Source organism: Streptomyces sp. NBC_00102 (assembly GCF_026343115.1).
Taxonomy (GTDB): domain Bacteria; phylum Actinomycetota; class Actinomycetes; order Streptomycetales; family Streptomycetaceae; genus Streptomyces.
The window spans coordinates 3,973,044-3,985,000 of the sequence record NZ_JAPEMC010000001.1; the positions used below are offsets into that span (position 1 = coordinate 3,973,044).

The following is an 11,957-nucleotide window of genomic DNA, read 5'->3' on the forward strand; positions in this document are numbered from 1 at the left end:
ACGGCCCGTGCGGATGACGGGCGACGGCGGTGCGGAGGGTCGGCCGGGGTGACCGGCGACGGCCCGTCCGGAGCGCCCCCGCCGGCCCCCGCCGGCCCCCGCCGTACTCACGGCGCCGACCGCTCCGTGGGCAGCGCGTCCCGCTATCCGGACAGGCTGTCCAGATCCTGGAGTCGGGGCGTACGCTCGGAAAAGTCTTTTCCGTCGAAGTAGACAGTCTTTCTTTACCTGTCGAAGGAGCGAGCGACGATGCCGCAGCTGAGGTCCCGCACTGTCACCCACGGTCGCAACATGGCGGGCGCGCGCGCCCTCATGCGGGCGTCGGGCGTAGCGAGCGAGGACATCGGCAAGCCGATCATCGCCGTCGCGAACTCCTTCACCGAATTCGTCCCGGGCCACACCCACCTCGCCCCGGTCGGCCGGATCGTCTCCGAGGCGATCCAGGCCGCGGGCGCGGTGCCGCGCGAGTTCAACACGATCGCCGTGGACGACGGCATCGCGATGGGCCACGGCGGCATGCTCTACAGCCTGCCCTCGCGCGACCTGATCGCCGACTCCGTCGAGTACATGGTCGAGGCGCACTGCGCGGACGCGCTGATCTGCATCTCCAACTGCGACAAGATCACGCCCGGCATGCTGATGGCGGCCCTCCGCCTCAACATCCCGACGATCTTCGTCTCCGGCGGTCCGATGGAGTCCGGCAAGGCGACGCTGGTCGACGGCACCGTCCGTACGCTCGACCTCGTCGACGCCATGTCCGAGGCCGTCAACGACAAGATCTCCGACGCGGACATGCTCCGTATCGAGGAGAACGCCTGTCCCACCTGCGGCTCGTGTTCGGGCATGTTCACGGCCAACTCCATGAACTGCCTCGCCGAGGCCATCGGCCTCGCGCTGCCGGGCAACGGCTCGACGCTCGCCACCCACACCGCCCGCCGCGCCCTCTACGAGAACGCCGGCCGCACGATCGTCGAGATCACCAAGCGCCACTACGAGCAGGACGACGCGACCGTCCTGCCCCGCGCCATCGCGAGCCGCGCCGCGTTCGAGAACGCCATGGCCCTCGACATCGCCATGGGCGGCTCCACCAACACGATCCTGCACCTCCTCGCCGCCGCCCAGGAAGCCGAACTCGACTTCGGACTCCCGGAGATGGACGCGATCTCGCGCCGCGTCCCCTGCCTCGCCAAGGTCGCGCCGAACGTCGGCAAGAACCGCACGTACTACATGGAGGACGTCCACCGCGCCGGTGGCATCCCCGCGATCCTGGGCGAGCTGCACCGCGGCGGGCTCCTCAACGAGGACGTCCACTCCGTCCACTCCGCCTCCCTCGCCGACTGGCTCAAGAACTGGGACGTGCGCGGTGGTTCGCCCGCCCCCGAGGCCGTCGAGCTGTGGCACGCCGCCCCCGGCTGCGTCCGTTCCGCCACCGCGTTCTCGCAGTCCGAGCGCTGGGACACCCTCGACACGGACGCCGCCGAGGGCTGCATCCGGGACGTCGAGCACGCCTACTCCAAGGACGGCGGCCTCGCCGTCCTCAAGGGCAACCTCGCCGTGGACGGCTGCGTCGTGAAGACCGCCGGTGTCGACGAGTCGATCTGGACCTTCGAGGGCCCGGCCGTCGTCTGCGAGTCGCAGGAGGAGGCCGTCGAGAAGATCCTGCTGAAGCAGGTCGCGGAGGGCGACGTGGTCGTCATCCGCTACGAGGGCCCCAAGGGCGGCCCCGGCATGCAGGAGATGCTCTACCCGACCTCGTACCTGAAGGGCCGCGGTCTCGGCAAGGCCTGCGCGCTGATCACCGACGGCCGCTTCTCCGGCGGTACCTCGGGCCTGTCGATCGGCCACGCCTCCCCCGAGGCGGCCTCCGGCGGCACGATCGCGCTGGTCGAGGACGGCGACCGCATCCGCATCGACATCCCGAACCGCTCCATCGAGCTGCTCGTCCCGGACGCCGAACTGGCCGCCCGCCGCGAGGCGCTGAACGGCGTGTACGCGCCGAAGAACCGCGAGCGCAAGGTCTCGGCCGCGCTGCGGGCGTACGCGGCGATGGCGACCAGCGCCGACCGCGGCGCGGTGCGCGACGTCTCCAAGCTCGGCTGACCGCTCGTACGACGCGACGAACCGCCCGGCCGCCCTGCGAGGGGGGCCGGGCGGTCCCGTGTCCGGGGTTTCTCAGGTCCCGCGAGGGGCACCGGACCCGCGGCCCGCGCCTCACCAGGAGCCCGGATCGCTCCCGTCCACCGCGAAGACGGAGCCGTCCGGCGCGGTGCCGACGACGTGCCCGCCGACCGGTACGGGCTCGGCCGGCCAGGAGGTCGTCGCGAGCTCCCCCGACCCCAGCCGGGGGGCCGTCTGCCCGAGCAGGGTGCCCCGCCGGGTGTCCACGGCGAGGAGCCGCCCGTCCGCCGCCGTGAAGTACAGACGGTCGTCCGCCGCCGTGACAGGGAGCGACGACAGACCCACCCCGGTCTCCAGCCGCCACCGTTCGGCGCTGCCGCCGTCCGCCGCGGCGCGGGTCCGCAGGGCAACGACGGCGCCGCCGGGCGCGAGCAGATAGGCGGTGTCACCGCCGACGACGATGTTCGCTCCCGTCATCCGGAACGGCAGCGGAATCCGTTGCGCCGTCCCTCCTCCGGGGTCGTACCGCACCAGAGCGTCCGTCGCCGAGTCCTCTCCCGTCGCCTTCAGGATCAGCGCCCCTTCCGACACACCGACGGGCGTCAGCATGCCGTCCAGCCGCCGCTGCCACCGGAGGCCCCCCGTCGTCGGGTCGATCGCCGTGACGAGGGTGGTGTCCCGGTCCGGCGCGTTCTCGTAGAGATAGGCGACCCCGGTCGCAGGGTCGTGGAAGCCGAAGGTCGGCAGCGTGTGCCCCGCGAGTCGTTCGCTCCAGCGCACCGCCCCCGTCCCGGAGTCGAGCCCCTCGGCGGCGCCCCCGCCGCCGAGGCGGAGCAGCGTGTTCCCGGTGCTCCGGAGGCTGCCGGTGGCCGGGGGACTGTCCGTCGACCAGAGCTGCTCACCGTCCTCGGAGCCGTAAGCCCGGAGAGCCCCGCCCGGCTCGTCGACCAGGACGGCACGACCGCCCGGGGCGAGCGCCTCCCCCTTGTACGAGGAGTCCCGGTGCGACCAGAGGGTGTGCCCGTCCACGGGGTCGAGGCGGGCGATGCCGTAGCCGGGTGCCGAGCAGTAGAGCGAGGGCTCGTGCGTACCCCCGGCGGCCGGAGGCGCGGTGCCCCCGCCGCCGGACGCGGCCGTCGTGAAGCAGTACGGGATCGAGCCCGCCGCTCCCGGCAGGACGGTCCGCCACGGGACGAAGGCGGCTACCGTGCCCGGCGCCGCGCCGTCCGGCACCGCCGCCCGGTCCGGTGGCGTGCCCGCGCCCACCTCCGCGTACACCGCGCCCCCCGTGGCGAGCGTCAGCAGCGCCGCCGCGCCGGCCACCCACCGCGCGCGGCGTGTCGGCCGTCGCCCGGCCACCGGTGCACGGTCCGGTGGGGCGGGCAGGTCCCGTACGTGGGTCGTCCCGGCGGAGGGAGACGGCCCTGCCGGGGCGACGTCCTGCGGGGCCTCGGCACCCGGAGCCCCGGTGCCTCGGGCACCGCCCCGCTCCCGCGTGGGCGTGGGGGACGCCGTGTCCTCCGACGGCCGCTCCGGGTTCCCTCCGGCCCGGGATTCCCCGGGCACCGGGCGCCGCTGGGCCGGCACGAAGGCCGCCGCGTCGTACGACGGCGGCAGCAGCGCCGCCATGATCTCGTCCGGGGTCGGCCGCTGCGCCGGGTCCTTCGCCAGGCACTGCGCCACGAGCGCGGTGAGGTCGGCGGGCACCCCGGTCAGATCGGCTTCGTCGTGCACCACCTGGTAGGCCACGAGGTACGGGCTGTCCGAGTCGAACGGCCCGCGTCCGGTAGCCGCGTGGACCAGCACCGCGCCCAGCGCGAACACGTCGGCGGCCGGTCCCACCTCACGCGGACGCTGGAACTGCTCGGGCGCCATGTAGGGCGGCGAGCCGATCAGCTTCCCCGTTTCCGTACGCAGTTCGCTGTCGTACGGACGGGAGATCCCGAAGTCGATGACCTTCGGCCCGGAGTCCGGCAGCAGCACGTTGCTCGGCTTCAGATCGCGGTGGATGACCCCCGCCCGGTGGATGTCCCGCAAGGCCTCGGCGAGTCCGGCGGTGAGGCGTCGCAGTTGCGCCGGGCTCATCGGACCATTCCGCTTCACCTGGGCGGAGAGCGTCGGGCCGGGCACGTACAGCGTCGCCATCCAAGGCAGCGCGGCGGCCGGATCGGCGTCGACGACCGGCGCCGTGAAGGCTCCGCTGACCCGCCGGGCGGCCGCGACCTCCTGCCGGAAACGCGCCCGGAACTCGGGGTCCGCCGCGTAACTCCGATGCACGATCTTGATCGCCAGAGGGAGCCCGGAGGCAGACGTGGCGAGGTGCACCACACCCATGCCGCCTTCGCCGAGGCGCCCCTCCAGGCGGTATCGGCCGGCGTACTCGGGATGTTCCGCTTCCGGACCCGACCCGGCTTCCCGCAGCGGCGCCATCACCCACCCCCGTGTGTTCGACCGCAAGCGCGACGCACGGAGCCTATTCGATGCTTCGTCCGTACGGCGCAAGGGTTGTTAGCCTGCGCGTCACCTGTACCGATCAGACCCGGGGGAGGGCCGTATGGCCGTCGAAGAGAACACCACCGAAGCAACCGCCCCATCGGACGAAGCCGACTCCGGGAGTGCGGTGGACACGCTCCAGGAGCAGGTACCGGTCGTACCGGAGACGGCGAAGACCCTGGCCGTCGAGCCGGTGGCCGGCACCGCGACGCTCGCCTCGTACGAGGTCGCCCGCTACCCGATCGCCCCGGGCTACCGCGTCAACGTCCGCACCGGACCGGGCACCGAATACCCCATCGTCCGGCTGATGCCGTACGGGATGTCCGTGCCGATCTTCTGCCAGAAGACGGGCGAGCGGGTCACCGGCCCCTATGGCTCCTCGAACCTCTGGGACTGCATCGCGAACGGAGAGTACGTGTCCGACGCGTACGTGCACACCGGCAGCGACGGCTGGGTCGCGAGCCGCTGCGCCTGAGCCGTCGCGGCCGGCCCGGACGGCGGGGCGTGGGGGCACCCCGCCGTCCGGGCCACGCGGAATAATCGACGGCGTGAGCGAGAACAGCGTGACCACCGGAACCGACGGAACGACCGGCGCGAGCCCGCGCGGCGGAACGGCACCCGGCCCGCAGCCGGAGACACTCCGCTTCTTCGGCACCACCTGGCTCGACCACGACGGCGGGTACACGCTGCGTCGCGTCGGCGTCGCGGCCGGATCGCTGGCCGCCGCCGTCGCCTCCTGCGTGGTCCTGCGCTTCGCCTTCAGCGGCCTGGAAGTCGCCGCGATCGGCAGCTTCCTGAACATCCTGGTCGTGCTGATGTTCGCCGTGTGCAGCGCCATCGCGTACCGCAAGACCTGGGAGGGCTTCCGCAGCCGCCCGGCGGACCCCGGCCGCGAGGACAACCTGCGGGGCCTCAAGACGATCGGCTTCGTCGGCTCGCTGCTGGCGTACTTCGTCCGCTCGCTCCGCGAAGCGCCCGGCGAGACGCTGCTGCGCGCCGAGTACGAGACCGCCCTCGCCCGCTACACCAAGCGCCGCACGACCCGCACCGGGAACCCGGCCGCCCGCAAGACCCGTCGGGGCAAGTAGGCGGCGCGCCGGACGGCTCTCGGCTCCGGGCCCCGCCGCCCGGGCGCACCGCACCGCACCGCGCTTCCGTCTCCGACTCCGCCTTCGACGAAGGACGTGCCGCATGCCGACCACCCCGTCCGCCGGCCCTTCGCGGGCCCTCTCCTTCAGCGGGGCCGCCGCCCTGTACGCCGCCGCCCGTCCCGGCTACCCGCCGGAGGTGTTCGTGGCCCTGGAGGAGGCGGCCGGGCGCACGCTGGACACGCTGCGCGCGGTCGACGTGGGGGCGGGCACCGGCATCGCCACCCGTGAACTGGTCCGGCGCGGCGCCCACGTCGTCGCCGTCGAACCGGGCGAGGGAATGGCCGCCGAACTGCGCCGGTCCCTGCCCGAGGTGCCGGTGGTGCGCGGGGACGGCAACCGCCTCCCGCTCGCCGACGATTCCGCAGGCCTCGTCACGTACGCCCAGTCCTGGCACTGGACCGACCCCGCGCGCTCCTGGCCGGAGGCCGCCCGCGTGCTGCGCCCCGGCGGGGTCCTCGCGCTCTGGTGGAACGTCGCCGACCACCGGGCCCCCTGGGTCGCCGAGCAGAACGCCCGCATCCGCCGCCACCTGGGCGCGGACCACGGCGTCCACGGCACCCCCGCCCCTGGTACCGCGTCCCGTGCCGTGGGCCTGCCCGAAAAGGGGACCGTCTCGCGGCGGCTGCCCTGGGCCCGCCGGGTGAGCGTCGCCACCCACCTGGACAACCTCGCCGGCCACTCCGCGTTCCTGGTGCGCGGCGGCGAGCACGCCGAGCGCGACCGCCGGTTCTTCGCCGAGGAGGGCGACCGCCTGCGGGAGCTCTTCCCCGACGGCGCGGTCGAGGAGCGGTACGTGGTCGACCTGACGACCACCACCGTCTGACGGCCGCCACCGTCTGACGGCCGCCACCGTCTGACGGCCGCCACCGTCTGGCGGCCGCCACCGTCTGGCGGCCGCCACCGTCTGGCGGCCGCCACCGTCTGGCTTTCGCCACCCGCCGTCCACCACTCGCTGTCCGCCGTCCACCACCCGCCGTCCACCACCCGCCGTCCGGCGCCCGACGGCCCGTCAGTACCCGGCCCGGAGACGTGGGATTCCCGCGACTCCGGGCTTTCGCATGCCTTGACGCGGGGGCCGCCGCAGAGCATATTCATCGCATGATGAATAATCAGCGCACCGCCGGACCGGACCCCGCGCCACCGCCGTCCGGAGCCCCCGCGACCGCCGCCGTCCACGCCGAGGGACTCACCGTCGTACGCGGCGACCGCACCGTGCTGCGCGGCCTCGGCTTCACCGTCGAACCCGGCAGGATCACCGGACTCCTCGGCCCCTCCGGCTGCGGCAAGAGCACCCTGATGCGCGCGATCGTCGGCACCCAGGCCCAGGTCACCGGTGCGCTCGACGTCCTCGGCGCCCCCGCGGGACACCCGGGCCTGCGCTCCCGCGTCGGGTACGTCACCCAGGCCCCGTCCGTCTACACCGACCTCACGGTCCGCCAGAACCTGGACTACTTCGCGGCCGTGCTCCTCCCCGGCCGCGCGCACCGCACCACCCGCCGCGAGGCCGTCACCCGCGCCATCGACGACGTCGACCTCCGCAGCCACGCCGACGCCTTGGCGGGCAGGCTCTCCGGCGGCCAGCGCAGCCGCGTCTCCCTCGCCGTCGCCCTGCTCGGGGAGCCCGAACTCCTCGTCCTGGACGAACCGACCGTCGGACTCGACCCCGTCCTCCGCCGCGACCTGTGGAACCTCTTCCACGCCCTCGCCGCCGACCGGGGCACCACGATCCTGGTCTCCTCCCACGTCATGGACGAGGCCGAGCGCTGCCACCGGCTGCTGCTGATGCGCGAGGGCGCCCTCCTCGCCACCGGGACCCCGGAGGAACTGCGTACCCGCACCGCGAGCACCACCGTGGAGGAGGCCTTCCTCCGCCTCGTCGACGAGGCGTCCGCCCGGCCCGAGGAGGCCGTGCGATGAGCAGCGACACCTTTCCGGAGACCGCCCCCGCACCGGCCCGGCCCCTCACCCCGGCCCGCAGCCTCGCCACCGCGGGCCGCGTGCTGCGGCAGCTCCGTCACGACCCCCGCACCATCGCGCTGCTGCTGGTGATCCCCGTCGTGATGATCGTCCTGCTCCGGTACGTCTTCGACGGCAGTCCGCGGACCTTCGACTCCATCGGCGCCTCGCTGCTCGGGATCTTCCCGCTCATCACGATGTTCCTCGTGACGTCGATCGCCACCCTGCGCGAACGCACCTCCGGGACGCTGGAACGCCTCCTCGCCCTGCCGCTCGGCAAGGGCGACCTGATCGCCGGCTACGCCCTCGCCTTCGGTGTGATCGCCGTGGTCCAGTCCCTGCTCGCCACCGCGGTCTCCGTCTGGCTCCTCGGCCTCGACGTCGTCGGCTCGCCCTGGCTGCTGATGCTGGTGGCGCTGCTCGACGCCCTTCTCGGTACGGCGCTGGGGCTGTTCGTCTCGGCCTTCGCGGCGTCCGAGTTCCAGGCGGTCCAGTTCATGCCGGCGGTGATCTTCCCCCAGCTCCTGCTCTGCGGCCTCTTCACCCCGCGCGACCGGATGCAGCCCGTCCTGGAGGCGATCTCGAACGTCCTCCCCATGTCGTACGCGGTGGACGGCATGAACCAGGTACTCCACCACTCCGACGTCACCGGCGACTTCGTGCGGGACGTGGCCGTCGTCGCGGGCTGCGCCCTGCTGGTACTCGGCCTGGGAGCGGCCACCCTCCGCCGCCGTACCGCCTGATGTCCGACGGGCGGTCACTCCGGCGGCTCCGCCCCGGCCCGGTGCGAGGATGACCGCGACGAGCACGGGACGGAGCCCGGAGCACACCGCGCGCCGAGAACCGTGAGCACAGCCCGGAGGGTGAACCGCATGACCCAGACAGTCGCAGTCCTCGGCACCGGCAAGATCGGCGAGGCGCTCCTCAGCGGAATGATCCGGGCCGGCTGGCGTCCGGAGAACCTGCTGGTCACCAGCCGCCGCGCCGAGCGCGCCGAGGAACTGCGGACCCGGTACGGCGTCGAGCCGGTCGGCAACGCGGATGCGGCCAAGAACGCGGACATCCTCATCCTCGCGGTGAAGCCCCAGGACATGGGGACCCTGCTGGACGAGCTCGGCCCGCACGTCACCGCCGACCGCCTCGTCATCAGCGCCGCCGCCGGAATCACCACGGCGTTCATCGAGGACCGGCTGCCGTCCGGCACCCCGGTGGTCCGCGTCATGCCGAACACCCCGGTGCTCGTGGACGAGGGGATGTCCGTCCTGTCGGCCGGCAGCCACGCGACCGGCGACCACCTCGCCACCACCGAGGAGATCTTCGGCGGCGTCGGCAAGACGCTGCGGGTCCCCGAGTCCCAGCAGGACGCGGCCACCGCCCTCTCCGGCTCGGGACCCGCGTACTTCTACTTCCTGGTCGAGGCCATGACGGACGCCGGCATCCTGCTCGGCCTCCCGCGCGCCCAGGCCCACGACCTCATCGTGCAGGCGGCCATCGGCGCCGCGGTGATGCTCCGCGACAGCGGCGAGCACCCGGTGAAGCTCCGCGAGGCGGTGACCAGCCCGGCCGGCACGACCATCAGCGCCATCCGCGAGCTGGAGAACCACGGGGTGCGCGCCGCCCTGATCGCCGCCCTCGAAGCGGCCCGCGACCGCAGCCGCGAGCTGGCCTCCGGCCAGGGCTGACCCGTCACCTCCCGGCGGCCGCCACCAGGTCCGCGCCGGCCACGACCTTCGCGAAGCCACCGCTGTGCAGTGTCACGGCGGTGGCTCGCGCCAGCTCGTCCGCGGCCAGTTCCCAGCCCCACGGCCCGACCGCGTCGAAGGTGTACGTCGCGTCGAGCGCGAGAAACACCTCGTATCCGAGGTTCCCGCCCATGCGCGCCGTCGTCTCCACGCACATGTTGGTCTGGATTCCGGCCACCACGATCTGCCCTATGCCGGCCTCGTCCAGCCAGGCCTTGAGATCGGGTGTCCCGTAGAAGGCGGAATTCACCGTCTTCGTCAGAAGCAGCTCGGGCCCGCCGCCCTTTCCCCGCCGCTCCTCCACGTATCCCTTGAAGGCGTTCCCCGGGTGTCCGGGCCGCAGCGGCGAATCCGGCTTCGGCGAGTCGTGCCGTACGAACACGACCGGGCGCCCGCTCTCCTGCCACGCGTCGATCAGCCCGGCGATGTTCCGATCCGCCTCGGGGTTGTTCCGCTTCCCCCAGTACTCCTGCTCCTCGAAGCCTTCCTGCACGTCCACCACGATCAGCGCCGCGTTCTGAGTCATCTCCATGGGGACGATGCTGCCGCCCCGCATCCGCGACGCCCAGAGGTCGGAAAGCCATCGATCGATGCTTTACTGCCACCATGGCGCCTGGACTCGCACCCACCCCCGTCCGCATCGCATTGGTCGCGTTCCCCGGCGTCCGGGCGTTCGACGTCTCGGTCATCACGGAGGTCTGGGGCGTGGACCGTACCGACCGCGGTGTCCCGCCCTTCGAGCTGCGCCGCGTCGCCGCCGACCCGGCCCCGGTCGCGCTGCGCGGCGGACTCTCCCTCACTCCGGACCGCACGCTCGCCTGGCTGCCCCGCGCCGACCTCATCGTCGTTCCCGGCCTCGACGACCAGCTGACGCCGGCCCCCTCTCCGGTCCTGGATGCCCTCCGCCGTGCCCACGCCCGCGCCACCCCGATCGCGGCGCTCTGCGGCGGCGCGTTCACCCTCGCCCAGGCGGGTCTCCTCGACGGCCGCCGGGCCGTCACCCACTGGAACCTCACCGACCTCCTGAGCACCCGCCATCCCCGTGTGACGGTGGTCCCGGACGCGCTGTTCCTCCACGACGGGGGCATCTGGACGTCGGCCGGCACCGCGGCCGGTATCGACCTCTGCCTCCATCTGGTCCGGACGGCCCAAGGGGCCGAAGCAGCGGCTACGGTCGCCCGTTCGATGGTCACGGCCCCCTTCCGTACCGGAACCCAGGCCCAGTTCATCGAACAGCCCACCCCGCACACCGACCGTGACGCCGACACCCTCGCCGCGGTACGGGCCCACGCCCTGAGCCACCTGGACGAACCGCACACGGTGACCTCCCTCGCCGCCCGCGCCGGAATGTCCCCCCGTTCCTTCGCCCGCCATTTCCTGGCGACCACGGGGACCACGCCCCTGCGCTGGCTGATCACCCAGCGCGTCGCGGCAGCCCAGAAGCTTCTGGAGCGCACCGATCTCCCTCTCCCCGAGGTGGCCGGCCGCACGGGCTTCGGGAGCGAGATCACGATGCGCCAGCACTTCGCCTCCCACCTCGCCACCAGTCCCCGTGACTACCGTCTGGCCTTCCGCCGAACCCCGGCCCGGCCGAGGGTTGACACGGAGGGGCCCCCTCAGTAGTGTTCTCCGAGTTGTTCGACGTGAGCGCCGACCCCGGTCGGTCCCCGGACAGCCATTCCGCACCACCACTCAACAAGGCCCGACTTTCTGTCGTGTGCCTTTGCGTGTGCTTGTGTGAAATGAGGATTGCCCGTTCGTGAGAACAGCCCCGATTAGCGTCGGAGCCCGGCGATCCGGTAATGTCTCACTCGTCGGAACGGCCCAACGGCCGGGAAGACAAGCCCCGCTGACTGGGAATCAGGCCCGAAAGGATCTGATAGAGTCGGACTCGCCGGAAAGGAAAACGCGAAAGCGAAGAACTGGAAAGCGAAAATCGCTTGACCCGCTTCGACCGGGAATCGGACACGAAAGAGTCTGATAGAGTCGGAAACGCAAGAACGAAGGGAAGCGCCCGGAGGGCCCCGGTGAAACGGGACCGAAGGAAGCGTCCGTTCCTTGAGAACTCAACAGCGTGCCAAAAGTCAACGCCAGATATGTTGATACCCCGGCCTGCTTCGGCAGGTTGGTGGTTCCTTTGAAAAGTCCTACCGGCCTCAACGGTCCGGTGGGCAACAACAGCGAGGACGCTGTGAACGACCGGTCATATTCCGACCTGGTCGTTCCGCTCTCGTGTTGTGATCCCGATTACGGGAAAACATTCACGGAGAGTTTGATCCTGGCTCAGGACGAACGCTGGCGGCGTGCTTAACACATGCAAGTCGAACGATGAAGCCCTTCGGGGTGGATTAGTGGCGAACGGGTGAGTAACACGTGGGCAATCTGCCCTTCACTCTGGGACAAGCCCTGGAAACGGGGTCTAATACCGGATAACACTCTGTCCCGCATGGGACGGGGTTAAAAGCTCCGGCGGTGAAGGATGAGCCCGCGGCCTATC

At 72.1% G+C, this 11,957-nt stretch carries 10 protein-coding genes and 1 rRNA gene (1 of these 11 only partly in view); 9 read left to right on the top strand and 2 right to left on the bottom strand.

Translation table 11 applies throughout. The features are described from left to right. Positions 1-249: 249 nt before the first annotated feature. The gene (gene ilvD, locus OHA55_RS17700; protein WP_266707429.1) at positions 250-2,100 is read left to right on the top strand and encodes a dihydroxy-acid dehydratase; all 1,851 of its coding nucleotides are present in this window, start codon (positions 250-252) and stop codon (positions 2,098-2,100) included. Between the two features lie 111 nt (positions 2,101-2,211). On the opposite strand, the gene OHA55_RS17705 is transcribed toward ilvD, so the two are convergent. Further along, entirely contained in the window at positions 2,212-4,548 is a 2,337-nt protein-coding gene (locus tag OHA55_RS17705) for a protein kinase (RefSeq protein ID WP_266710753.1), read from the bottom strand. 241 nt (positions 4,549-4,789) lie between these two features. On the opposite strand from OHA55_RS17705, the gene OHA55_RS17710 reads away from it, so the two are divergent. The 6 genes from OHA55_RS17710 (at position 4,790) to proC (ending at position 9,400) form a co-directional block, all read left to right on the top strand. Then, the gene (locus OHA55_RS17710; protein WP_266710756.1) at positions 4,790-5,086 is read left to right on the top strand and encodes an SH3 domain-containing protein; all 297 of its coding nucleotides are present in this window, start codon (positions 4,790-4,792) and stop codon (positions 5,084-5,086) included. Between the two features lie 88 nt (positions 5,087-5,174). Continuing rightward, the gene (locus tag OHA55_RS17715; protein WP_266710758.1) at positions 5,175-5,699 is read left to right on the top strand and encodes a hypothetical protein; all 525 of its coding nucleotides are present in this window, start codon (positions 5,175-5,177) and stop codon (positions 5,697-5,699) included. A gap of 103 nt (positions 5,700-5,802) precedes the next feature. After that, entirely contained in the window at positions 5,803-6,585 is a 783-nt protein-coding gene (locus OHA55_RS17720; RefSeq protein ID WP_266707431.1) for a class I SAM-dependent methyltransferase, read from the top strand. Between the two features lie 275 nt (positions 6,586-6,860). Continuing rightward, positions 6,861-7,679, top strand: coding sequence for an ABC transporter ATP-binding protein (locus OHA55_RS17725; RefSeq protein ID WP_266707433.1), 819 nt, complete (start codon positions 6,861-6,863; stop codon positions 7,677-7,679). After that, a complete protein-coding gene (locus OHA55_RS17730) occupies positions 7,676-8,461 on the top strand; it encodes an ABC transporter permease (protein ID WP_266707435.1) in 786 nt (261 codons plus the stop codon). Before OHA55_RS17725 ends, OHA55_RS17730 begins: the two co-directional genes overlap by 4 nt. 129 nt (positions 8,462-8,590) lie before the next feature. Continuing rightward, positions 8,591-9,400, top strand: a complete 810-nt coding sequence (gene proC / locus OHA55_RS17735; protein ID WP_266707437.1) for a pyrroline-5-carboxylate reductase — start codon at positions 8,591-8,593, stop codon at positions 9,398-9,400. Between the two features lie 4 nt (positions 9,401-9,404). Here the strand turns inward: proC and OHA55_RS17740 are convergent, their stop codons facing one another. After that, positions 9,405-9,992: a cysteine hydrolase family protein gene (locus tag OHA55_RS17740; RefSeq protein WP_266707439.1), complete on the bottom strand. Its 588-nt coding sequence runs from the start codon at positions 9,990-9,992 to the stop codon at positions 9,405-9,407. A gap of 74 nt (positions 9,993-10,066) precedes the next feature. Here OHA55_RS17740 and OHA55_RS17745 point away from each other — a divergent pair, with 74 nt between their 5' ends. Together OHA55_RS17745 and OHA55_RS17750 are read left to right on the top strand one after the other, a co-directional pair. Further along, a complete protein-coding gene (locus OHA55_RS17745) occupies positions 10,067-11,083 on the top strand; it encodes a GlxA family transcriptional regulator (RefSeq protein ID WP_266707441.1) in 1,017 nt (338 codons plus the stop codon). Positions 11,084-11,720: 637 nt separating this feature from the next. Continuing rightward, a 16S ribosomal RNA gene (locus OHA55_RS17750) occupies positions 11,721-11,957 on the top strand (it continues 1,289 nt past the right edge of the window).